This is a genomic window from Streptomyces sp. NPDC007875, from assembly GCF_042868035.1.
In the GTDB taxonomy this organism is placed as follows: domain Bacteria; phylum Actinomycetota; class Actinomycetes; order Streptomycetales; family Streptomycetaceae; genus Streptomyces; species Streptomyces antimycoticus.
Window position 1 is genome coordinate 1 of the sequence record NZ_JBIADZ010000018.1, and the last position, 22,079, is coordinate 22,079.

21 protein-coding genes and 1 other RNA gene are annotated in these 22,079 nt (G+C 72.9%); 11 read left to right on the forward strand and 11 right to left on the reverse strand.

Annotation, left to right across the window (positions count from 1 at the left end):
* From ACFYOY_RS30975 to ACFYOY_RS30985, 3 genes are all read left to right on the forward strand, one after another.
* The coding region (locus tag ACFYOY_RS30975) for a UBP-type zinc finger domain-containing protein (RefSeq protein WP_388590806.1) at positions 1–246 on the forward strand (246 nt) is incomplete at its 5' end.
* 4 nt (positions 247–250) lie between these two features.
* Complete coding sequence (locus ACFYOY_RS30980) at positions 251–2,527, forward strand: FAD-dependent oxidoreductase (RefSeq protein WP_351883052.1); 2,277 nt, start codon at positions 251–253, stop codon at positions 2,525–2,527.
* Between the two features lie 69 nt (positions 2,528–2,596).
* Positions 2,597–3,367 (forward strand): IclR family transcriptional regulator, encoded by a 771-nt coding sequence (locus tag ACFYOY_RS30985; RefSeq protein WP_388590808.1) that lies wholly within the window; start codon positions 2,597–2,599, stop codon positions 3,365–3,367.
* A 3-nt stretch (positions 3,368–3,370) separates the two neighbouring features.
* On the opposite strand, the gene ACFYOY_RS30990 is transcribed toward ACFYOY_RS30985, so the two are convergent.
* Complete coding sequence (locus tag ACFYOY_RS30990; protein ID WP_388590810.1) at positions 3,371–4,237, reverse strand: citryl-CoA lyase; 867 nt, start codon at positions 4,235–4,237, stop codon at positions 3,371–3,373.
* A gap of 6 nt (positions 4,238–4,243) precedes the next feature.
* Between ACFYOY_RS30990 and ACFYOY_RS30995 the strand changes: the two genes are divergently transcribed.
* A complete protein-coding gene (locus tag ACFYOY_RS30995; RefSeq protein WP_351883046.1) occupies positions 4,244–4,447 on the forward strand; it encodes a hypothetical protein in 204 nt (67 codons plus the stop codon).
* Positions 4,448–4,507: 60 nt separating this feature from the next.
* Here ACFYOY_RS30995 and ACFYOY_RS31000 read toward each other — a convergent pair whose 3' ends face one another.
* Positions 4,508–5,410, reverse strand: coding sequence for an alpha/beta hydrolase (locus ACFYOY_RS31000; RefSeq protein WP_351883044.1), 903 nt, complete (start codon positions 5,408–5,410; stop codon positions 4,508–4,510).
* 172 nt (positions 5,411–5,582) lie between these two features.
* On the opposite strand from ACFYOY_RS31000, the gene ACFYOY_RS31005 reads away from it, so the two are divergent.
* The 3 genes from ACFYOY_RS31005 to ACFYOY_RS31015 all read left to right on the forward strand — a co-directional run bounded on the left by ACFYOY_RS31005 (position 5,583) and on the right by ACFYOY_RS31015 (position 8,973).
* Entirely contained in the window at positions 5,583–6,482 is a 900-nt protein-coding gene (locus ACFYOY_RS31005) for a LysR family transcriptional regulator (RefSeq protein ID WP_351883042.1), read from the forward strand.
* 70 nt (positions 6,483–6,552) lie between these two features.
* Positions 6,553–7,623 carry a tartrate dehydrogenase gene (locus ACFYOY_RS31010; protein ID WP_388590813.1) on the forward strand — a complete coding sequence of 357 codons (1,071 nt, stop codon included), beginning with the start codon at positions 6,553–6,555 and terminating at the stop codon, positions 7,621–7,623.
* A 117-nt stretch (positions 7,624–7,740) separates the two neighbouring features.
* Positions 7,741–8,973, forward strand: a complete 1,233-nt coding sequence (locus ACFYOY_RS31015; RefSeq protein ID WP_388590815.1) for a serine hydrolase domain-containing protein — start codon at positions 7,741–7,743, stop codon at positions 8,971–8,973.
* A 130-nt stretch (positions 8,974–9,103) separates the two neighbouring features.
* Here the strand turns inward: ACFYOY_RS31015 and ACFYOY_RS31020 are convergent, their stop codons facing one another.
* Together ACFYOY_RS31020 and rnpB are read right to left on the reverse strand one after the other, a co-directional pair.
* Positions 9,104–9,181, reverse strand: a complete 78-nt coding sequence (locus tag ACFYOY_RS31020; RefSeq protein ID WP_370443954.1) for a 50S ribosomal protein bL37 — start codon at positions 9,179–9,181, stop codon at positions 9,104–9,106.
* A 521-nt stretch (positions 9,182–9,702) separates the two neighbouring features.
* An RNA gene (gene rnpB / locus ACFYOY_RS31025) (RNase P RNA component class A) lies at positions 9,703–10,105 on the reverse strand.
* 177 nt (positions 10,106–10,282) lie between these two features.
* Here rnpB and yaaA point away from each other — a divergent pair.
* Positions 10,283–11,086: a peroxide stress protein YaaA gene (yaaA, locus tag ACFYOY_RS31030; RefSeq protein ID WP_351883036.1), complete on the forward strand. Its 804-nt coding sequence runs from the start codon at positions 10,283–10,285 to the stop codon at positions 11,084–11,086.
* Between the two features lie 78 nt (positions 11,087–11,164).
* Positions 11,165–11,824, forward strand: coding sequence for a bifunctional 4-hydroxy-2-oxoglutarate aldolase/2-dehydro-3-deoxy-phosphogluconate aldolase (gene eda / locus ACFYOY_RS31035; RefSeq protein ID WP_388590817.1), 660 nt, complete (start codon positions 11,165–11,167; stop codon positions 11,822–11,824).
* A gap of 46 nt (positions 11,825–11,870) precedes the next feature.
* Here eda and ACFYOY_RS31040 read toward each other — a convergent pair whose 3' ends face one another.
* The 4 genes from ACFYOY_RS31040 to ACFYOY_RS31055 all read right to left on the reverse strand — a co-directional run bounded on the left by ACFYOY_RS31040 (position 11,871) and on the right by ACFYOY_RS31055 (position 16,060).
* Positions 11,871–13,046: a bifunctional RNase H/acid phosphatase gene (locus ACFYOY_RS31040; protein ID WP_388590819.1), complete on the reverse strand. Its 1,176-nt coding sequence runs from the start codon at positions 13,044–13,046 to the stop codon at positions 11,871–11,873.
* A gap of 4 nt (positions 13,047–13,050) precedes the next feature.
* Positions 13,051–13,794 carry a C4-type zinc ribbon domain-containing protein gene (locus tag ACFYOY_RS31045; protein WP_351883116.1) on the reverse strand — a complete coding sequence of 248 codons (744 nt, stop codon included), beginning with the start codon at positions 13,792–13,794 and terminating at the stop codon, positions 13,051–13,053.
* A 115-nt stretch (positions 13,795–13,909) separates the two neighbouring features.
* On the reverse strand, positions 13,910–14,770 hold the full coding sequence (locus tag ACFYOY_RS31050; RefSeq protein ID WP_388590821.1) for a Nif3-like dinuclear metal center hexameric protein: 861 nt from the start codon (positions 14,768–14,770) through the stop codon (positions 13,910–13,912).
* Positions 14,771–15,025: 255 nt separating this feature from the next.
* A complete protein-coding gene (locus ACFYOY_RS31055; protein ID WP_388590823.1) occupies positions 15,026–16,060 on the reverse strand; it encodes an ABC transporter substrate-binding protein in 1,035 nt (344 codons plus the stop codon).
* 227 nt (positions 16,061–16,287) lie between these two features.
* On the opposite strand from ACFYOY_RS31055, the gene ACFYOY_RS31060 reads away from it, so the two are divergent.
* Together ACFYOY_RS31060 and ACFYOY_RS31065 are read left to right on the forward strand one after the other, a co-directional pair.
* The gene (locus ACFYOY_RS31060; RefSeq protein WP_388590825.1) at positions 16,288–18,393 is read left to right on the forward strand and encodes a hypothetical protein; all 2,106 of its coding nucleotides are present in this window, start codon (positions 16,288–16,290) and stop codon (positions 18,391–18,393) included.
* Positions 18,394–18,530: 137 nt separating this feature from the next.
* A complete protein-coding gene (locus tag ACFYOY_RS31065; RefSeq protein ID WP_351883024.1) occupies positions 18,531–18,692 on the forward strand; it encodes a hypothetical protein in 162 nt (53 codons plus the stop codon).
* A gap of 191 nt (positions 18,693–18,883) precedes the next feature.
* Here ACFYOY_RS31065 and ACFYOY_RS31070 read toward each other — a convergent pair whose 3' ends face one another.
* The 3 genes from ACFYOY_RS31070 to ACFYOY_RS31080 form a co-directional block, all read right to left on the reverse strand.
* Complete coding sequence (locus tag ACFYOY_RS31070; RefSeq protein ID WP_351883022.1) at positions 18,884–19,867, reverse strand: 3-oxoacyl-ACP reductase; 984 nt, start codon at positions 19,865–19,867, stop codon at positions 18,884–18,886.
* Positions 19,852–20,937 (reverse strand): Zn-dependent alcohol dehydrogenase, encoded by a 1,086-nt coding sequence (locus ACFYOY_RS31075; RefSeq protein ID WP_351883020.1) that lies wholly within the window; start codon positions 20,935–20,937, stop codon positions 19,852–19,854. Before ACFYOY_RS31075 ends, ACFYOY_RS31070 begins: the two co-directional genes overlap by 16 nt.
* 104 nt (positions 20,938–21,041) lie before the next feature.
* Positions 21,042–21,896 (reverse strand): MaoC/PaaZ C-terminal domain-containing protein, encoded by an 855-nt coding sequence (locus ACFYOY_RS31080; RefSeq protein ID WP_351883018.1) that lies wholly within the window; start codon positions 21,894–21,896, stop codon positions 21,042–21,044.
* Between the last annotated feature and the right edge of the window lie 183 nt (positions 21,897–22,079).

Below are 22,079 nucleotides of genomic sequence, written 5' to 3' on the forward strand. Positions count from 1 at the left end.
CCGCACCTGTCGATGGTGCGCCCGGTCTCCCCGCGCAGCCCCGAGGGGTGCGAGGAGTGCCTGCGCCTGGGGTCCCCCTGGGTCCATCTGCGGCTCTGTCTGACCTGCGGACACGTCGGGTGCTGCGACTCCTCGCCGCTCAAGCACGCACGTTCGCACGCGTACGCCGAACAACACCCGATCGTCGAGCCCCTGGAAGCTGGCGAGACATGGCGGTGGTGCTACGCCCACGAGGCCATGGCCTGATGTGATGACGGACGAGGACCGGTCCCGGGGGGCCGCACCGGAGGAAGCCGTACCGGACGAGACCCCGGACGCTTACGGCGCGTATCCGCGGCTGACGGACGAGCAGATCGCCTTCCTCTCCCGGCACGGCACCCGCCGGTCCGTGGTGCCCGGTCAGGTGCTCATCCGCGACGGCGGGCGGCCCCCGGATTTCTTCGTCGTCCTCAGCGGCTCGGTCGCGATCACCGAGCACCGCGGCACCCCGGACGAGCGGCTCCTGAGGGTGCACGGCCCGGGGCGCTTCCTCGGCGAACTGGGCCTGCTCCAGGGGCAGGTGGCCTTCTACACCGCTCACGCCCGGGAGGCCGGGGAGGTGCTGGCCCTCCCGGTGGACCGGCTGCGGGCGCTGCTGGCCCGCGACCCCTGCCTCGGCAACCTCGTCCTCCGCGCCTATCTGGGCCGCCGCGCCCAGCTGGTCGGGGGCGGCGTCGGTTTCCGCATCCTCGGCTCGCGCTACTCGCCCGACACCCGGCGGCTGCGCGAGTTCGCGGCCCGCAACCGGCTGCCGCACCGCTGGATCGACCTGGAGGCGGACCAGGAGGCCGAGGCGCTGCTGCGCCGCGTCTCGGTCAGCCCGGAGGACACCCCGGTCATCATCTGGCGCGAGCACCACGTGCTGCGCAACCCCAGCAACGCCGAACTGGCCCAGCTCATCGGCCTCTCCCCACCGATGACCGCCCACAGCCACTGCGATCTGCTGGTCGTCGGCTCCGGCCCGGCCGGGATCGCCGCCGCCGTCTACGGCTCCTCCGACGGGCTGACCACCACGGTCGTGGACACGGTGGCCCCCGGCGGCCAGGCCGGCACCACGTCCCTGATCGAGAACTACTTCGGCTTCCCGGCCGGGATCCCCGGCTCGGAACTCGCCGAGCGGGGCATGCTCCAGGCGCGCAAGTTCGGGACGCAGGTACGGATCCCGGCGGAGGCGACCTCCCTCGAACCGGGCCACGGCCACTACCGCGTCACCTTCGCCGACGGCAGCGAAACGCTGTGCCGTACCGTCGTCCTGGCCACCGGCGCCCGGTACCGCCGACTGGACGTCCCCGGGATGGAGCGGCTGGAGCGGACGAGCGTCTACTACGCGGCCACCGTCTACGAGGCGCGGCAGTGCGGCGCGGCCCCCGTCGCCGTGGTCGGCGGCGGCAACTCCGCGGGCCAGGCATCGCTCTTCCTCGCCGAATGGGTGCCCCAGGTGCACCTGCTGATCAGGGGCTCGTATCTGGGCGCCCGGATGTCCCGCTATCTGGTCGACCAGATCGAGCGCCATCCGCGGGTGAACGTGGTGCTGGACAGCGAGCTCCGCGAGGTGCGCGGCGACGACGCCCTGCGGACGATCGTGGTCGAGCACCGCCGCACCCGGGAGCGCCGCACCCTGGACGCCTGCGCCCTGTTCGTCTTCATCGGGGCCAAGCCGTGCACCGACTGGCTCACCGGCGTCCTGGCCCTGGACGACCAGGGTTTCGTGCTCACCGGCGACGAGGCCGAGGCCCGGGCGGCCCACGGCGTCCGGGAGGGCCCCGGCCGCGGCTGTCTGAGCCTGGAGACCACGCTGCAGGGGGTCTTCGCCGCCGGTGATGTGCGCAGCGGCTCGGTCAAGCGGGTGGCCTCGGCGGCCGGCGAGGGGGCGATGGCCATCCACCACGTCCATGACCGCCTCGCCCGCACCGCCGCCGGGCCCGCCCACCCGAGCGCCGCCCCTCCAGCTCCGTCCGGCCGGTCCGCCGCGCCGGGCGGTGATCCGCACGTGTCCGCTTCACCTGCGCACCGCAACACCCGCGCAGCCGCTCCACCTGACCGGAGGACGAACACCATGGTTGCCACAGGCTTTGCCTCCTTCGACACGACGGTCGACAAGACCAACCGGCTCCTCAAGGAGATCGAGGACGCGTACGGCTGGCCCAAGGAGCGCCGCAAGCAGTCCTACGCCGCCCTGCGCACGGTCCTGCACCAGCTGCGGGACCGGCTGACGGTGGACGAGGCCGTGCAGTTCGGCGCACAGCTCCCGATGCTGGTGCGCGGCATCTACTACGAGGGGTGGAGACCCGCGGAGACGCCCGTGAAGATGCACAGCGAGGAGTTCTACCGGCGGATCCGGCACGACTTCCCGTACTCGATCCAGGGCGATATCGAACAGCTGGTGCACACCGTCCTGGAGACCCTGCAGCGCCATATCAGCGAGGGCGAATGGCACGATCTGCGGGCCCGGATGCCCGCCGACCTGGTCACCGTCATCCCGGCCTAACATGAACCACCTGGTGGTACTGTCGCACCGTTAGACGGTCTATGCGTAGTGCGGCGAGGAGGACGGGCGATGGGGACGGCAGCCGGAGAGGGCGGCGAGGGAGTACGGAGTGTACTGCGCGCACTGGATCTGCTCGCCCTGTTCGACGAGTCCCACCGCTCCCGCAGCGTACGGGAGTTGACCGACGCCACCGGACTGGCCAAGTCCACCGTGGTCCGTCTGGTGGCCACCCTTGAGCAGCGCGGGCTGCTGTGGAGCCGGGGGGACGGCCGGCTCACCCCCGGTGCGGGCCTGCTGCGCTGGGCGGCGCTCGCACAGGACGCCTGGCGGCTGCCCCCGGAGGCGGTGGAGTGCCTGCGCGTCCTCTCGGCGCGGTCCGGCGGCGAGTCCTCGCGGATCTACATCCGCCAGGGGGCCTCCAGGGTGTGTGTGGCCCAGCACGAGGGCACCCAGCAGCTGCGCCATGTGGTGCGCATCGGCGAGGAGATGCCCCTGTGGGCCGGTGCCTCCGGGCATGTCCTGCTCATCGGCGGCTCGCCCCGGACCCTGAGCCGGGTGGCCTCGGCGGCCGGGCGCGACCCCGACTTCGCCTCCGTCCTGGCCGAACGGGCGCGCCTCGCCGCGCAGCGGGGCTGGGCGGTCAGCCACGGCGAGCGCGAGGACGGGGTGTCCGCCGTGGCCGCCCCCGTCACCGACGCGGCCGGGCAGGTCGTCGCCGCGGTGGGCCTCGGCGGCCCCACCAGCCGCTTCACCGAGGAGCGCGTCGAGTCGTTCCGCCCGGCGCTGACCGAGGCCGCGAGGCGGCTGTCGGAGCTGCGGTTCCTCGGCGAGAGCGGCTGACGCTCACGCGCCCTCCGCACGCCCTGTGTTCCTTGTGCTGCCTGGGCTCCCCTCGCTCTCCGGCCGGATGAGGTCCCGGGGGGCCGGGCCCTCGTAGGAGGGCAGCAGCCGCCGGGGAAGAGGACCCTTGATCCTGGCCCCACCGGACGTCTCCTCCCAGGCGTGGGAGAGGATGCCCACGCCGCGGGAGAGCACGAACAGCCCGCGTCCGAGCTCGGGCGGAAAGCCGAGTTCGCTGTAGACGATGGCGGTGGCGCCGTCGATGTTCATCGGCACGGGACGGCTGCGGCCCTCCGCGAGCGCCCGCTCCAGGGCCGTCCCGGCGCGCAGCGCCCAGCCCGGGGCCTCGCCGTCCGCCACTGCCGCACCCACCAGGTCGAGCAGGGGGGTGCGGCGCGGGTCGTACGGGTGGAACCGGTGGCCGAATCCGGGGACATGGGAGCCCGTGGCACGGTACTCCGCCACCAGGTCCTTCGCGGCGTCATCGACGTCCGCCCCCTCGGCCACGGCCCGCTCCAGCTCGGTCAGCACCCGCATGCACTGCTGACCGGCCCCGCCGTGGACGTCTCCCAGGAGGTTCACCCCGGTGGCCACCGCGTTGTTCAACCCCAGGCCGCAGGTGGCCGCCATCCGGGCGGCGGCGATCGACGGGGCCTGGGGCCCGTGGTCGACGGCGGCGACGAGCGCGGCCTCCAGCAGCCGGCCCTGGGGCGGGGTGGGCAGCTCGCCGCGCAGCATCAGCCAGATGGTCTCCGCGAAGGACACCTGGCCGATCAGCTGCTCGACCGGGTAGCCGCGCAGCAGGATCTCGCCCGGCCGGATGCGGCTGACGGCGGTGGACCACCAGTCGGTGACCTCCCGCGGATCCATGACGCGGTGCTCACCGGCGGCCTCGCCCCGATGCTCGCGTCCGCCCTGCTGCTCTGGTTCGACCACAGCGTCACCGGCGTGGTCGTCTTCATCGCCCTGATGAGCGCGCTCACCGTGGCCACGGTGGCACTGGCGCGGGAGACGCGCGGGGCCGCCGAACCGACCGAGGAGGCGGCCGCACGGAAGCAGGACGTCCGGACGGCACCGTGACACCCCGGGGCGGGCGCTGCGGCCGCCGGGTCAGGCGCTGCCGGGGCACGCGCCGGCGGGTCAGGCGCTGCCGGGGTCCTCGAGGAACGTCCGCAGCCGGCGCAGCGTCTCGTCCGGAGCCTCCTCGGGAAGGTAGTGGTCGCACGGCAGGGCCTGCCCGCGCACATCGTCCGCGTAACCGCGCCAGATCTCCGGTACGTCGTAGTGACGGCCGACGAAACCGTGCGCGCCCCACAGAGCCAGCAGCGGTGCGGTGACCCGTCGGCCCGCGGCGGCGTCCGCGTCGTCGTGGACCAGGTCGATGGAGGCGGCGGCGCGGTAGTCCTCGCAGCTGGCGTGGATGGCCGCGGGATCCGAGAAGCAGCGGATGTACTCGGCCTGGGCCGCCTCGTCGAACGGGGTTCCGCCACCGTGGCGGGCCCCCATCCGGGTACGGATCCAGAACGCGGGGTCCTGGCCGATGAGGTGTTCCGGGATGCCGTTCTGCGCCGCCAGGAAGAACCAGTGGTAGTACCCGAGCCCGAAGTCCTTGTCGGCGTGCTGGAAGACGTACCGCGTGGGCACGATGTCGAGCACCGCGAGCGCGGAGACCGCCGCTGGGTGGTCGAGGGCCAGCCGGTGGCCGACCCGGCCGCCCCGGTCATGGCCGACGACCGCGAAGCGGTCGAAGCCCAGCTCCCGCATCACCAGTAGCTGGTCGCGCGCCATGGCCCGCTTGGAATACGTGGTGTGCTCGGCGTCGGACACGGGCTTGTGGCTGTCCCCGTAGCCGCGCAGATCGGTCAGGACCACGCGGTGGGTGGCCGCGAGCGCCGGGGCGATGTGGTGCCAGATCATATGGGTCTGCGGATAGCCGTGCAGGAGCAGGACGGGCGGCCCGTCCCCGGCCGTGCGCACGTTGATTCCCACACCCTCGACGTCAAGGGTGCGGCGGTCGAAGTCGCCCAGCAGCTGATCGCTCATGATCCGATCCCAGCAGCCGCCGCGGTGCGCGTCCAAGACCCGTTGACGACAATCCTTATAGGCGCCACCTATGGTCCGGTGAGGGTGGCAAGCGGACCTATGAACGCGGTGAGCGGCCTGTGAGGGTGGCGGGCGGACCCATGAGGGCGGCAAGGCGCGGGGAGGCGGCGCGGTGGATGTGCGGCAGTTGGAGTACTTCCTGGCCGTGGTGGACCACGGCGGATTCAACCGGGCGGCCTCCGCGCTGTATCTGTCCCAGCCCTCCCTGTCCCAGGCCATCCGCGCCCTGGAGCGCGACCTGGGCAGCGACCTCTTCCACCGCATCGGCCGCCGGGCGGTCCTCACCGACGCGGGCACGGCGCTGATCGCACCGGCCCGGGAAGCGGTGCGCAGCCTGCAGCTCGCGCGGGCCAGTGTGGAGTCGGTGCACGGGCTGCGCGGCGGCCGGGTGGACATCGCGGCCCCGCCCTCACAGGCCGTCGAGCCGCTGACGGGGCTGATCGACCGCTTCACCCGCGCCCATCCCGCGGTGTCCGTACGGGTGCAGGCCGCGTTCACCCCGCGCGATGTGACGGAGATGGTGCGCACCGGCGTGTGCGAGCTGGGGCTGCTGGCCTCCCCCGACGCCGCGCCCCAGGGCGATGTGCGCACCTATCCACTGCTCGAACAGCGCTTCGTCCTCCTGACACCCCCGGACGGGCCGTTCCGCCCCGGTGTGCCGGTGCGCCATGAGCAGCTGGCCGGACATCGGCTGATCGTGGGCCAGAAGGGCACCGGGATGCGCCGTTTCGTCGACGACCTCCGGGCCGAGGGCGTCGCGCTGACCGTCGTGGTCGAGACCGAGCACCGGGTGGCGATCCTGCCGCTGGTCCTGCGGGGCGTCGGCCTGGCCGTGGTCGCCGACGCCTGGCGCGGCCTCGCCGAGCGGGCGGGGGCGCTGGTCCTGGACCTCGAGCCGAGCACCAGCCTGCATATCGCCCTGGTCAGCCGGCGGGCCCCGCTGACGCCGGCGGCGGAGGCGTTCGTAAGAACCGCCACGGGCCAGGGAGGAACAGCCACGGGGCGTCCATAAGGCGGACCTATAAGACACATGGAATCTGCGTCTTGGACGCGGAAGACGCTCCCCTGCTGCAATCCCCTCCATGACGAACCGCCGCACGACCACCCACCGCATCGCCCTGATCCCCGGCGACGGCATCGGCAACGAGGTCATCCCGGCCGCCCGCCGCGTCCTGGACACCGTGGCCGCCCGGCACGGCCTCGGCTTCAGCTACGAGACGTTCGACTGGTCCTGCGAGCGCTATGTCAACCAGGGCGCGATGATGCCCGACGACGGTCTGGAGCGACTGCGCGGCCATGACGCGATCCTGCTCGGCGCGGTCGGCTACCCCGGCGTCCCCGACCATGTCTCGCTGTGGGGTCTGCTGATCCCCATCCGCCGGGGCTTCCAGCAGTACGTCAATCTGCGCCCCATCCGCGTCTTCGAAGGCGTGCCCAGCCCGCTGCGCGAGGCGGGGCCCGGCGATGTGGACCTCGTCGTCGTCCGGGAGAACGTCGAGGGCGAGTACGGCGAGATCGGCGGCCGCCTGGGGCGGGGGCTCCCGGAGGAAATGGCCGTCCAGGAGGCGGTGTTCACCCGTAAGGGCGTCACCCGTGTCCTGGACTACGCCTTCTCGCTCGCCGAGCGGCGCGGCGGCCACCTCACCTCGGCCACCAAGTCCAACGGCATCATCCATACCATGCCGTTCTGGGACGAGCTCGTGGCCGAACGCGCCGCCGCGTACCCGGAGGTGGCCTGGAGCCAGGAGCACATCGACGCCCTCGCCGCCAAGTTCGTCCTCGACCCGCGGCGCTTCGACGTCGTCGTGGCCTCCAACCTCTTCGGCGACATCCTCAGCGACCTGGCCGCCGCGGTCGCCGGCAGTATCGGCATCGCCCCCGCGGCCAACCTCAACCCCGAACGCGACTTCCCGTCCATGTTCGAACCCGTCCACGGCTCCGCCCCCGACATCGCCGGACGCGGTATCGCCAACCCGCTCGGCGCGATCTGGTCCGCCGCCATGATGCTCGACCACCTCGGTCACCCCGAGGCGGCCACCCGCATCACCGACGCCATCGCGACCGTTCTGGCGAAGACCCCCGTCCGCACCCCGGACCTGGGCGGCACGGCCACCACGGAGGAATTCACCGACGCCCTGCTCGAACTGGTCTGACGCGCCCGGGGTGGGGCTGGCCCCAGGGCGATCCGGGTGGCTGACCGGATCGCTCCCGGGCCCGGCGGCCTCTAGCGTGGCCATTCGGTCGCGCGGGGGCTCGGAGGGGGACATCGAATGAACGTGATCAAGCGCAGGCGGGTGCGGGGTGGATTCCTCACGCTGGCGGTGGCGATAAGTGTCGCGGCGGTGACACCGGCCGATACGCCGTGGCGGAACACGGCCGCCACGGCCACGGTGGCCGAATCGACCGCGGCCGAATCCACTGCCACCACATCCACCACTGCCACGTCCGCCAACGCCGCCGACCACACCCGGCTGCGCACACTCCTGCGGCGGCTGACCACGGTCGACGGCGCGCCCGGAGCGCTCGTGGAGGTGCGGAACCGGCGCGGCGGCAGCTCGGTGCTGACCAGCGGCGTCGCGGACGTGAGAAGCCATGCGCCGATACACCGCGACAGCAGGTTCCGGGTCGGCAGCATGACCAAGTCGTTCGTGGCGACCGTCGTGCTCCAGCTGGTGGGCGAGCGTCGCGTCGTCCTCGACGCGCCGGTGGAGCGCTATCTGCCCGGGGTCGTCCGCGGACACGGGAACGACGGGCGGCGGATCACCGTCCGCCAGTTGCTCCAGCACACCAGCGGCCTGCCCGACTACCTCGCCTACCTCACCCCGCAGGAGATCCTCGAGGACCCGCTCGCCCACCACGACATCCGCGACCTCGTGAACATCGCGCTCGCCCATCCGCCGACCTTCAAGCCCGGCACCGGCTGGCGTTACTCCAACACGGGCTATCTGCTCGCCGGGATGATCATCGAGAAGGTGACCGGCCACAGCTACGGCGAGGAGATCCACCGCCGCATCATCGCGCCGCTCGGGCTGCGCGAGACGTACGTACCGGGCGACGACCCGGCGATCCCCGGACCGCATCCGCGCGGGTATGCGCGGCCGGGCGAGGACGCCCCGCTCGTGGACGTCACCGCGGTCAACCCTTCGGTCGCGGGCCCGGGCGGCAGCATGATCTCCAGCGGCACCGACCTCAGCCGGTTCCTGGCCGCCCTCGTCGGCGGCAGGCTGCTGCGCCCGGCCCAGCTGCGGCAGATGATGAACACCCGCCCGACCGGCAACCCGGACGGCCGGGCGTACGGCCTCGGACTGGAGAGCAGGCCCCTGCCCTGCGGCGGCCTCTCCTGGGGGCACACCGGCGACATGCTCGGGTACGGGACGATGGGCGGCGCCACGGTCGAGGGCAGGCAGGCGACGGTCATGGTGAACGTCGACCCGGGCGGCTCGGACGCACAGGACGACGACATGCAGGCCGCCGTCCAGACGGCGCTCTGCGGGAGCCGGTAGCTCGGGACGCGGTACCGGCGTGCCCCGGCCGCACTGACGACGGGGCTCCCCGTGCCCGGGCGCGGCCGCGCCACGTGCTCGGGGAGCCCCGTTTCGGTGTCACTCGGCAGAGCGCCTCAGATCAGGATGATCAGGACTGGGGCCGGCTGCCGTGGTTGGCTCCGTTCTTACGACGGGCCTTCTTCTTGCGACGTCGCTTCGACGACATGTCGCCTCCTCTCCAACGATGCTTTCGCCCTATATGTACCGATCGCATCGGTATCTCAAGCGGTGATCACGCGGGCGCGTACCCAGCCCCGCCCCTCGCTACGTCACCCGCTTCCGTGAAGCACCTCACGTCACGGCCTTGCCTTGCCATCCCGAGGTGGGCGGGGCCACTGTGGAAGCGCCTGCCCCGCGAGTCACGGCACGAGCCACCCGAGTATCGGGGTCGACTGCAGGTAGACGAGCAGACACAGCGCAGGCACGAGTACGGCCGACGCGGTGTCCGCACCGCGAGTCCGGGCCATTCGAAGGTCAAGGTCGTAGCCGCCAGGGCGCCACTGTGTCAGGCCCAGGGTCGCTGGAATCGGCCCCGAGCCTGGCACGAGAAGCGGGTATTCAGTTCGAGTAGCCGACTCAGGCGGGGCCGGTGCTCGAGGAGTGCGCATTCGCGCGAGAACTTCCCGGAAGTCCCTGGAGGAACAGGGACGGGCCGCGATACAGCCGACGCGGCCAGGCGGCTGATGGCGGACGAGTCGGCCTGTACGCCGGGTTCTGTCTCCCGGGGACCTTGCGGACCCCGGGGAGGCGGCCATCCATCTAGGACCGGCGTTGCCGCCGGTCTCGTGCGGTCTACCCGCGGACTCGGGCGGGCAGCCCTCGATCGTCCGCGCAGAGCCGCCGTGTGGCGGCTCCTCTTGACCTTGCTCCAGGTGGGGTTTACCGAGCCGTCCGAGTCACCTCGGACGCTGGTGGTCTCTTACACCACCGTTTCACCCTTACCGGGGGCCGAAGCCCTCGGCGGTCTGTTTTCTGTGGCACTGTCCCGCGGGTCACCCCGGGTGGGCGTTACCCACCACCTTGCCGTGTGGAGCCCGGACGTTCCTCGGCGGGGCCCGAAGGACCCCGACGCGACCGCCCGGCCGGCTCGTCCGCCGTGATGACCATGATACCCGGCACCTCCGCCCGGCCGGCGACGGTCTGGCTGCGCTGGCCGGAGGTCGTAGGCTCGGGCGGGGCCGGGCGTGGTTCTCCGGGGCCGTCCCGCGCCCTGCCGTCCAACGACCCGTCGCTCCTGCCGCCAACGACCCGTTCGAGGAGATCCGCCGTGCTCGTCCTGCTGCCGCCGTCCGAGGGAAAGGCCACGGGGGGCTCCCGCTCCCCGCTGGACCTGGGAGCGCTGTCGCTGCCCGAACTGGGTGAGGCGCGGGCGGAGGTCCTGGACGAGCTGGTGTCGCTGTGTTCGGGCGACGAGACGAAGGCCGCCGAGGTGCTGGGGCTGAGTGAGGGGCTGCGCGGCGAAGTCGCGAAGAACGCGGCGCTGCGGGAGGCCGGGACCCGGCCCGCGGGCGAGATCTACACCGGGGTGCTGTACGACGCGCTCGGCCTGGCCACCCTGCCCGCCGCCGCCCGGCGCCGCGCGGGCCGGTCGCTGCTGGTGTTCTCCGGGCTCTGGGGCGCGGTGCGGATCGGCGACCGTATCCCCTCCTACCGCTGCTCGATGGGGGTGAAGCTGCCGGGGCTCGGCGCACTGGGCACGTACTGGCGGAACCGGACCCCGATGGCCGAGGTGATTCCGCAGGCCGCCGGGCGCGGGCTGGTGCTGGACCTCAGGTCGGCGGCGTACGCGGCGGCGTGGAAGCCCAAGGGGGCGCTGGCCGAGCGTACGGCGACGGTGCGGGTGCTCCAGTCGAAGATCGTGAACGGGGTCGAGAAGCGGTCCGTCGTCAGCCACTTCAACAAGGCGACGAAGGGCCGGATGGTACGGGACCTGCTGACCGCCGGGCTCGCGCCGAGCGGGCCCGGTGAGCTGGTGGAAGCGCTGCGGGGGCTCGGGTACGTGGTGGAGGCCGCGCCGCCGGAGCGGGCGGGGCAGGCGTGGGGGCTGGACGTGGTGGTGACCGAGCTGTAGGGCCTGGGAGCCGCCCGGGTGGCATTGGTGTTGCGGCATGTGCAACCGCCATTGCGCAGTGCGCGCACCATGGGCAGGATGGGCGCCGTGACTAGCACCGTGCCCTCCCCCGGTTTTCCGGACTCCTCGCTGCTCGACCTCGCCCCCGTCATCCCCGTGGTCGTCGTCCACGACGCGGCCCAGGCGGTCCCGCTGGCCCGTGCCCTGGTGGCGGGCGGGCTGCCGGTGATCGAGGTGACCTTCCGGACGCCCGCCGCCGCGGACGCGATCCGGGCGATCGCCGAGGAGGTCCCGGACGCGGTCGTCGGCGCCGGGACCGTCCTGAGCCCGGAGCAGGTGGAGACGGCCGTCGCCGCCGGGTCGCGCTTCCTGGTCACGCCCGGCTGGACGGACCGGCTGCTGGGCGCACTGGACGCGTCCGGTCTGCCGTATCTGCCGGGGGTCTCGACCACCTCGGAGGTCGTGGCGCTGCTGGAGCGCGGGGTCGAGGAGATGAAGTTCTTCCCGGCGCAGGCGGCCGGGGGCACGCCGTATCTCAAGGCGCTCGCCTCACCGCTCCCCCAGGCCCGCTTCTGCCCGACCGGCGGCGTCAACGCCTCGAACGCCCCCGAGTACCTGGCCCTCCCCAACGTCGGCTGCGTGGGCGGCACATGGATGCTGCCCGCAGACGCGCTGGCGGCGGGCGACTGGGGGCGCGTCGAGTCCCTGGCCCGGGAAGCCGCGGCACTGCGAGGGTGACAGCCGCTGCGGTCGGCGCCCCTGGTGCAGCTTCCCCGTGCCCCCCCTACCGCAGATGCGCCGTCTCGTTCAGCAGTCTCAACGACGCGTTCCCGTCCGCGTAGTACGCCACCGCCGACAGCGAGGCCGCCGAGAGCTCCATGCGGAACAGGGTCTCCGGCGGGGCGCCCAGGGCCAGCCGGACCAGGGTTTTGATCGGTGTGACATGGGTGACCAGCAGCACCGTACGGCCCGTGTAACGGGCGATCAGCTTGTCACGGGAGAGCGCGACTCTGCGCGTGACCGCCGCGAAGCTCTCGCCGCCGCCGGTCGGGGCCACCTTGCTGGAGGCCAGCCATGCCTCCAGGTCCTCCGGGTGGCGCTCCTTGACCTCCGCGAAGGTCAGGCCCTCCCACGCGCCGAAGTCCGTCTCCCGCAGCCCCTCCTCGACCCGGACGTCCAGGCCCAGGCGCCGGGCCACCGCGTCGGCGGTCTCCCGGCAGCGCCGCAGCGGTGAGGTGACGATGGCCTGGATGGTGCCGCGCGCGGCGAGCGCCGCCGCCACCCGCTCGGCCTGGTGGCGGCCCACGTCGGAGAGTCCGGGGTCGGTGCCGCCGCTGCCGGAGAAGCGCTTCTCGGGGGTGAGCGGGGTCTCCCCGTGCCGGAGCAGGACGAACGTGGCGGGGGTGCCCAGATCCGCCGAGCCCCAGCCCACCGCCGGGGCGCCGGTGGCGGCGGGCTCGGCGAGGGCGTCGTCGGCGGGGGCCGCGGACTCCGGCGCGCCCGCCGTCGGCGTGCCGCCGGGCGGCACGTTCGGCTGCCACTGCTCGCCCCGCTTGCCCGCGTCCATCGCCTCGTTGGCGAGCCGGTCCGCGTGCTTGTTCTGCTCGCGCGGGATCCACTCGTACGCCACCTGGCCGGGCGGCATGATCGCCTTGGCCTCGGCGGCGAGCGGCCGCATATCGGGGTGCTTGATCTTCCAGCGGCCCGACATCTGCTCGATGACCAGCTTGGAGTCCATCCGCACCCGGACCTCGGCCGCCGGGTCCAGGGCGTACGCCGCCCGCAACCCGGCGATCAGGCCCTTGTACTCGGCGACGTTGTTGGTCGCCGTGCCGATGTACTCGGCCACCTCGGCGAGCGGCTCACCGGTCTCCGCGTCGAGCACGACCGCGCCGTAGCCGGCCGGCCCCGGGTTGCCCCGGGACCCGCCGTCCGCCTCGACGACGAAGCGCCGCGCCATCGCCCTACAGCCCCGACTCGGGCGTACGGATCAGGATCCGGCGGCAGTTCTCGCACCGCAGCACCGTGTCGGGGGCCGCCGAGCGCACCTCGTTGAGCTCGGTGATGGCGAGCTCCTGGCGGCAGCCGTCACAGCTGCGCTGGTAGAGCCGGGCCGCGCCGACACCGCCCTGCTGCTCGCGCAGCTTGTCGTAGAGCTTCAGCAGATCGGCGGGGATGGTCCCGGCGATCACCTCGCGCTCCTTGGTGGCGGTCGCGATCTCGGCGTCGATCCCCTCGGCCGCCGCGTCCCGGCGCGACTGGGCGTCGCCGATCTTGGACTGGAGGGACTCCACCCGCTCGGTCAGCTCGGCGATCCGCTCCTGGACGGACTCCCGGCGCTCCATGACCTCCAGGACGACGTCCTCCAGGTTGCCCTGGCGCTTGGCGAGGGAGGCGATCTCGTGCTGGAGGTTCTCCAGATCCTTCGGCGAGGTGACGGCACCGGAGTCCAGGCGCTTCTGGTCGCGGGCGGCGCGCTGGCGCACCTGGTCCACGTCCTGCTCCGCCTTGGTCTGCTCGCGGGCGGTGTCGCTCTCCTCGGTCTGCGCGGCGATGAGCAGGTCGCGCAGCTGGGTGTGATCGGCGTTCAGCGTCTCGATCTCGGCGTGCTCGGGCAGCGTCCTGCGCTTGTGCGCGAGTTGCGACAGCCGGACGTCGAGCGCCTGGACGTCGAGGAGGCGGATCTGATCGGCGGGCGCGGCATTCAGCGTGGGGCTCCAGGGGAGTCGAGTGGAACGGAAAACGAGGTCAAGGGGGTCAAGAGGTTCAAGGGGCGGAAACTGCGAGCGGGCGTTGAGCGGAGCAGGGTCGAGCGGTCCAGGGTCAAGCGGAGAAGGACGGAGCGGCCGCGCGGACGGCGGGGGCCGTGGCGTGGGCCGTCCAGGGATCGGTGACGATACGGGAGACATGCGTACGCAGGCCCCAGCCGTGCCGGTCGGAGATCTCGTCCAACTGGGCCGCGGCCTGTTCGGTCCAGGGCCACTCGGTGGCCCAGTGCGCGGCGTCCACCAGGGCGAGATCGCTGTGCTCCCGTGCCTCCGAGGACGGGTGGTGGCGCAGATCGGCGGTGAGGAACGCGTCGACCCCGGCCGCGCGCACCGCGTCGAAGAGGCTGTCGCCGGAGCCGCCGCTGACGGCGACCCGGCGGATCGTACGGTCCGGGTCGCCCGCGGCGCGGATGCCCTGCGCGGTGGCGGGCAGCCGGGCGGCGGCGCGCTCGGTGAACTCCCGCAGCGTCTCGGGGTGGTCGAGCTCGCAGACCCGGCCCAGACCGCGGCGGCCCTCGGGGTCGGTGGCGTCGGGCACCAGCGGGCCGACGATCCGCAGGTCGAGCGCGCCGGCGAGGGCGTCGGAGACGCCGGGGTCGGCGGTGTCGGCGTTGGTGTGCGCCACGTGGAGGGCGATGTCGCATTTGATCAGCGTGTGCACCACCCGGCCCTTGAAGCTGGAGGCGGCGACCGTGGTCGTCCCCCGCAGATAGAGCGGATGGTGAGTGATCAGCAGATCGGCGCCGAGGTCCACCGCCTCGTCGGCCACCTCCTGGACCGGGTCGACGGCGAACAGCACGCGGGTGACCTCGGCCTCGGGGTCACCGCACACCGTGCCGACGGCATCCCACTGCTCCGCCCGCTCGGGCGGCCAGAGGGCGTCGAGTGCGGCGATGACGTCGTTGAGTGCGGGCACGGGGCAAGGCTACCTCCCGGATCAGGGCTGAGCCCTGCCCCGGCCTTCACCCAGCGCGACGACGATCGCCACGCGGGCTCCGCCCGGGACTACGGGCCTGGCCGACCTGGCGCGGGCGCCGGCGGCGGGCCGCCCGCACCGGTCCTCCGCCGAGCCTGCCCGGCACGTCCTGGACGTCATGCCCACCCTGCTCGACGCCGCCCCGGGAGCGGGGCTCGCTCCCGGGGTGGCACCGCGAATTCCGAGCGGACACGCTCATCCGTGGACGAGGTAGCCGCGGAGGTCGTCGAGGACCCGGTCGGCGGCGGTGACGCCGAGGCCCAAATACCAGGTCTCCTCGTCGACGTTCTTGGCCTGGCCGTCCTTGACCGCCTTCAGCTTCTTCCACAGCGGGTTGGACTGCGCCTGGTCGCGCTTGGTCGCCTTGGGGTCGCCGTAGACACCGGTGAAGATCCAGTCGGCGTCGGCGTCGTCGATCCGCTCCGGACCGATCTCGGCGGCGAGGTCGTTGATCTGCTGGTTCTTCGGGCGCGGCAGGCCGACGTCCTTGAGGATGGTGCCGATGAAGGACGCCTTGGCGTAGAGCCGGGTGGCCTGCGGCATGAAGCGGAGCATGGTGATGGTCGGCTTGTCGGGGCCGATGTCCTCGCCGAGCCTCTTCGCCTTCTGCTCGTACGCGCCCAGTGCGCGCTTGGCGTCGGCGGTCCGGTCCAGCGCCGCGGCGTTGAGGAGGTAGTTCTCCTTCCAGGTGAAGCCGGGGCGGATGGCGAAGACGGTCGGGGCGATCTGCTTCAGCTCGTCGTAGAGCGGCTCGGCGCGCAGCTTGCTGCCGAGGATCAGATCGGGGTGGAGGGCGTTGATGGCCTCGAGGTTGAGGTTGTTGATGGTGCCGACGTTCTTCGGGTTCCCGGCGTCCTTCTTGAGGTAGTCGGGTATGGCCTGGTCGCCCTCGGAGGGGGCGTAGCCGACCGGCTTCAGCCCCAGCGAGACGACATTGTCGAGCTCGCCGACGTCGAGCACCACGATCCGCTTCGGCTTGCTCTTGAGCTCGGTCTTGCCCATCGCGTGGGTGATGGTGCGGGGAAACGCGCCGGGCTCGGCGTCCGTGCCCATCTTCGCGGTCTGCTCGGCCGCCGTGCCGAAGTCCTTGCCGCCCTGGGCGACGGACTTGCCGCCCCCGCCGTTGCGCTTGGTGCCGTCCCCGTCGTCCGACGATCCACAGGCGGCGAGGGACAGCGCCGCGGCCAGGGCGAGGGCGAGGGCGGCACTGCCGCGGACGCGCAGGGACATGACGGAGCTCCTGGGATTGCAGGGGCGCGCCGTTCTCACGAGCGCGCCGGACGCACTTAGGTGTGCCTTACTTTAATCACAAACCATCCTCCCGTCGCTTACAGCACATTCACCCCCGACCCCTCAGGCGAATCGGGCAAGAGCCACACTTATGGGTGGAGCGCACCCATTACGGCCTTCGGTAGGGGGTACGAAAACTACGTTCAGTGGCCGGAGGTGACTGATCGATGACTGCCTGTGCCTTCGACACCGCCCTCGCCGGGGGCGTCGGCGACCGGCCACGAGGGGGCTTCACCATCGCCTCGGACCGCTCGTACGGCGCGCGGCTCGCGCTCAGCGACGAGGCGTGCTGCTGGTACCCCGAGCGCTGGACGCTGGACGGCCCGGAGCCCTACGCCGTGCCGCTGCCCGCCGCCCAGCCCGAGGAGCCGGACAGCGAACTGCTGCCACTGGCCGACGGGCAGGTGCTCATCCACCGCCGGGTGGCCGGACACCACGCCTTCTCGCTGCTCTACCCGGCCGGTCCCGGTACCGGCGAGCGCTCGCTCGGCGGCATCGACCGCGCCGAGGTCTCGCTGCTGCCGCCCGCGCCCGGCGGCCTGTGCGCGTTCGCGCTGGGGCGCGGGCCGCGGTCCACCTCCATCTGGCTGGTGGCCGGAGGCGGCGTGCTCGTCCCCCAGCATCTGGCCGAGGTGCCCGGCCGCTGTACGGGCGGCAGTTGGCTGGACCGTACGGGCCGGCTGCTGGCGCTCGACCGTGAACTCGACGGCCGGACGAAGACCGTGGTGGTCGATCTGCGGCGCGGCGGTGAGACCAGCCCGCTGCTGCAGATCACCGAGCGCAGTGACGACCGGCTGCTGCTCGCCGACCCCGACAGCGGTCTGCTGCTCGTACGGTCCGACGCGCCCGGGGAGGAGCGGCTGGGGTGGGGGGTGCTGGGCAGCACCCGGCCGGTGCGGTTCCCGGACTGTCTGCGGCCCGCGGGGTGGTCGCAGGCCACGCCGTTCGCGGTGCAGCCGGGGCAGGTGCTGACGCCGGAGGCGTGCGCGGTGGCCTTCCGCGTCGACGGACGGGGCGCGTCCGGACGGCCGTGGGTGGGCGTATGGCGCCCGGCCGATCGGCGGCTACGCGAGTTCTCCGCGCCGGAGGGCTGGCTTCCGGGCGCGGGTCTGTGGACCCGGGACGGCGAGCTGCGGCTGCCGTACGCGACCCCGCAGGTGCCTTGCGGGCTGGCCCGGGTGCGGCCGTCGGGCGTGCCGGGGGCGGTGCCGCCGAGGCTGTCGGGGGGGTCCTGGGTACCAACGGGGGCGACGGGTGGGGCGGGGGCGGCGCGGGTGGCGGACGTCCCGGAGGGGGCGGGTGGCCCGAGTGGTGTCTCGGGCGGGGCCTCCGGCGGTACATCGGGCGGGGCGGGCACGGCGGGTGCCGCGATCGGTGCGTCGGGCGGTGCCTCGAGCGCCCCGCGCGCGGCGGAACCGTCCGAGGCACCGGAGCTGTCCGGGACGCCTGAGTCGCCGTGGCCACCGGACAGCGCGACGGGACCGTGGCGACGGGACGATTCGACGGGACCGTGGCGATCGGACGACGCGATGGGGGCGCGGCGACCGGACGACGCGACGGGGTCGTGGCCACGGGACAACGCGACGGGATCGTGGCGGCCGGACGAGGCGACGGGGGCGCGGCGGATCGCGCGGGTGACACGGGTGTTGTCCGAGCCCTCCGGGCGGGTGGCCGAGTCCTCCGGCCGGGGGGCCGAGGGGCTCCCGCATCCCGCCCCGGCCGGGGCGGGGGCACGGGACGTACAGACGCCGCGGACGGCGTCCCCCGCAGCCGAGATCGCGACCCGGATCACACCGTGGACCCGGGTCGGCGGCCCCGGCGGCGCGGACCCCGCGCGAGTGCCTGGGCTGACGCCGCTGCGGCCACCTGGACCGGCACCGGAGTTGAGACCGTCGCGAACGGCCGGGCTGACGCCTGAGCTGAGACCCTCGCGAAACGCCGGACCGGCGCCTGAGCTGAGACCCTCGCGAACGGCCGGACCGACACCGTCGCGGACACCCGAGCCGATGCCCATGCCCGTGCCGGTTCCGGTGCGGGAGCGGTCGCCGATGCCGGTGCGGCTGCCGGAGCCCGAGGGCGGATCGGGTGTCGAGCCCTGGGGCGGGACCGGTTCATGGGCCGGGGTCGAGCAGGAGATGGGGCCCGAGCCGGACCCCGATCCCGGCTCCGGTGCGGACCCCGCCCTGCGGCCCGTACCGCTGCAGCAGGCCCCGCTCGCCCGGCCCCCGCAGCCCCGGCCACCCCGCTGGGTCCGGGACCACCGCCGTGGTTAAACTCGGGCGGGGGCTGCGCGTCCCCGCGTTCCGTCACGCGCGGGGCGCCCCGGGCGATGCGCATGGAAGGGCGTGCGACATCGTGGTGAGCCCCCTTCGCACAGTACAAAGCGATCTGACGGGGTGACGTACCCACCATGTCCGAAACCCACATCGACACGACCCAGGCGCGCCCGCGGGACGCCGCCGCGGCCCAGGCCGATGGCTCTCAGGGCAAGCACCGGGGGCAGGCAGCGTCCGAGGAGTCCCAGGCACCGGCCAACGGCCGCCACCGACGCCCGAACGGGAACGCCGCCTGAGATTCTCAGGATCTGAGATTCCCAGGATCGTCGGGAGAACCTCAGGCTCGTCCTGACGCAGGGCAGCCGGGCCCTCCGGGGAGCGTCTCCGATCGCGGGACGGGCTGGATTTCCCGCGGAAGTCCAGCCCGTCCGGCGATCGTGGGGCGCCCCGGCCCGGCCCCCACCCCCCCGGACCGGGCCGCCTCCCGTCACCCCCGCTTGAGGCCCAGCACCTCCACCGCCGCGAAGCTCTCCCCGCCCCGCTGCGCGAAGTACGGCGTCAACACCTCGTCCAGCTCCTCGAAGCCGAAGGCGTCCCCCTTGGCGTCCAGCTTCGCCGCCACCTTCGGCCGCTCCAGGATCGCCACCATGCCGCCGTGCACCACGAACACCTGGCCGTTCACCTTCGCCGCGCCCGGTGAGGCGAGATAGCCGACCAGCGGGGCCGCGTGTTCGGGGGCGAGGGCGTCGAGCCGGCCGTCCTCCGGAAGCTCGAAGTCCGCGAAGACGTCCTCGGTCATCCGGGTGCGGGCGCGCGGGCAGATGACGTTGGCCGTCACCCCGTACTTGGCGAGCGCCACCGCCGTGGAGGTGGTCAGCCCGACGATGCCGCCCTTCGCCGCCGCGTAGTTCGGCTGGCCCGGCGAACCGGCGAGGAACGCCTCCGAGGAGGTGTTGATGATCCGGCCGTGGACCGGGCCGCCCTCTGCCGCCTTGGACCGCTCGCGCCAGTGCGCGGCGGCGAAGCGGATGGTGTTGAAGTGGCCCTTGAGATGGACCCGGATCACCGAGTCCCATTCGTTCTCACTCATCGAGAAGACCATCCGGTCGCGCAGGATGCCCGCGTTGTTGACCAGGATGTCCAGCGCGCCGTAGGTGTCGATCGCGAGCTGGACCAGCTCGCCCGCCTGCGCGAAGTCGGCCACATCGCCCGCATGGGCCGTGGCCCGGCCGCCGGCCGCGCGGATCTCCTCGGCGACCTGCTCGGCGGGGCCGGCCGATGCCTCGCCCGAGCCGTCGCGTCCGCCCTGTCCGTAGTCGTTGACGACGACACTGGCGCCCAGCCGGGCCAGTTCCAGGGCCTCGGCGCGGCCGAGGCCGCGCCCGGCGCCGGTGACGATCGCGGTCTTCCCGGCCAGTGGGCTCCCGGTCAGTGGACTCCCCGCCAGGGGGCCCGTCAGATCTCGATGCATGTGCGCAGTGCCTCCCCGGTCCGCATCTGGCCGATGGCCTCGTTGATCTCGCCGAGCCGCACCCGGTGGGTGATCAGCCCTTCGAGGTCGATCCGGCCCGCCCGCCACAGGTCGATGGTGCGCCGGTAGGAACGGAGCACATCGCCGCCGCCATAGAGGGAGGGCAGGATCCGCTTCTCGTCGAAGAACAGCTCGAACATGTTGAACTGCAGGAAGTCGTCCAGCGCCCCGGCCCCGACCACGCACAGCGTGCCGCCGCGCCGGGTGATCTCGTAGGCCCGGCGGGCGGTGGCGGAGCGGCCCACGACCTCGAAGACGTAGTCGAAGCCCTCGCCCGCCGTGACGCTGTTCTTGGCGGCGTCGAGGCCGTCCGGCGCCACCGCCTCGGTGGCGCCGAAGCGCAGCGCGGCCTCGCGCCGCGACTCCACCGGGTCGACGGCGACGATCTGCGCGGCCCCCGACGCCCTGGCCCCCTGGATGACGCTGATGCCCACCCCGCCGCAGCCGATGACCGCGACCGACGCACCGGCCGCCACCTGGGCGGTGTTGAAGACGGCCCCGAGCCCGGTGGTCACCCCGCAGCCGATGAGGGCCGCGATGTCGTACGGGACGTCGTCGGGGATCGGCACGGCACAGGCGGCGGGGAGGACGATCTCCTCGGCGAAGGTGCCGGTCCCGGACATGCCGAAGAGCTCCTGCGGACTGCCGCCGGAGCGCCGGAAGTTGGGGGTTCCGGCGTTCATGAACCCGGTCAGGCACAGCTCGGTCTGACCGCGCTGACAGGCCGGACAGTCGCCGCAGGCGGGCAGCCAGCACACCAGCACCCGGTCCCCGGCGCTCAGCCCGGTCACCCCGTCGCCCACGTCGAGGACCTCGCCCGCGCCCTCGTGTCCGGGGATGAACGGCGCGGGCTGCGGCAGCACCCCGGCCATCGCGGAGAGGTCGGAGTGGCACAGCCCGGTGGCCCTCAGCCGCAGCCGGACCTTCCCGGGGCCGAAGCCCACCGCCTCGATGTCGTCGAGGACTTCGAGCTTGTCCTGTCCCGTCTCATGCAATACGGCCGCACGCACGACGCCTCCTTGGGGATCACACTGGGATCACGCCGGCTCAAGCCGGATCGAGCCCGTTCACGCCGGAACGCTGGGCAAGCCGGATCGAGCCCGCTCGAGCCGGATCAAACGTGGTCGACGATGGTGTCGGTGAGGACCGGCGCGTCGTCCCGCTCGACGGCGGTCGCCGTCACCTGGACGCGCCCCTCGTCCCGCCACATCCGCACGCGCAGGGTCTCGCCCGGGTACACCACCCCGGCGAAGCGGGTGGTGTACGAGCGCACCCGGGCGACGTCCCCGTCCAGCGCCGTGTCCACGACCGCCTTGAGCACCATCCCGTACGAGCACAGCCCGTGCAGGATGGGCCTCTCGAACCCCGCGACCTCGGCGAACGCGGGATCGGCGTGCAGCGGGTTCCAGTCCCCGGAGAGCCGGTAGAGCAGCGCCTGGTCCTCGCGGATGGCCCGCTCCACGGTGCGGTCCGGCTCCCGGGCGGGCGGCTCCACGCGGTCGGAGGGGCCGCGCTCGCCGCCGAAACCGCCCTCGCCCCGGGCGAAGATCCGGGTGTCGCAGGTCCACAGCGGGCCGTCCGCGTCGGCGACGTCGGAGCGCAGCACGATGACGGCCGCCTTGCCCTTGTCGTAGACCGCGGCGACCTTCGAGGTCTGGGTGGCGTCCCCGCTGACCGGGATCGGCCGGTGCAGTTCGACGGTCTGACCGCCGTGCAGCACGGCGGCGAGGTCGACGTCGATCCCGGGTGCGCCCATGCCCCCGGCGACCGCCATGCCGCCGCCCGCGACGGTCGCGAAGCTGGGGAGCACATGGAGCCTGCTCTCCAGGGTGTAGCGGAGCTCTTCGGGATCGGTGGCGGGGATTCCGGCGCCGATGCCCAGGTGGTAGAGCTGGATGTCCTTGTGCCCCCAAGTGAGAGCGGTGCTGCGGGGTTCGGCCGAGATGGCCTTGGCGGCATCGATGGGCATAGGGCGACAGCACTCCTTGGTCCGCTCGCTCGGCCACGGTCCGAAGACCCCGGCCCGCCCGTCCGCACCGTCGGCCGTGCCGGGGTCGTCGCTGGTCGGCCGGGTCGCGTCGCTCGCATGGACATGTAGAACGCGTTCTAGCCGATGGCACCCTGTATAGCCCAATCGCTCCGAAGGGGGAAG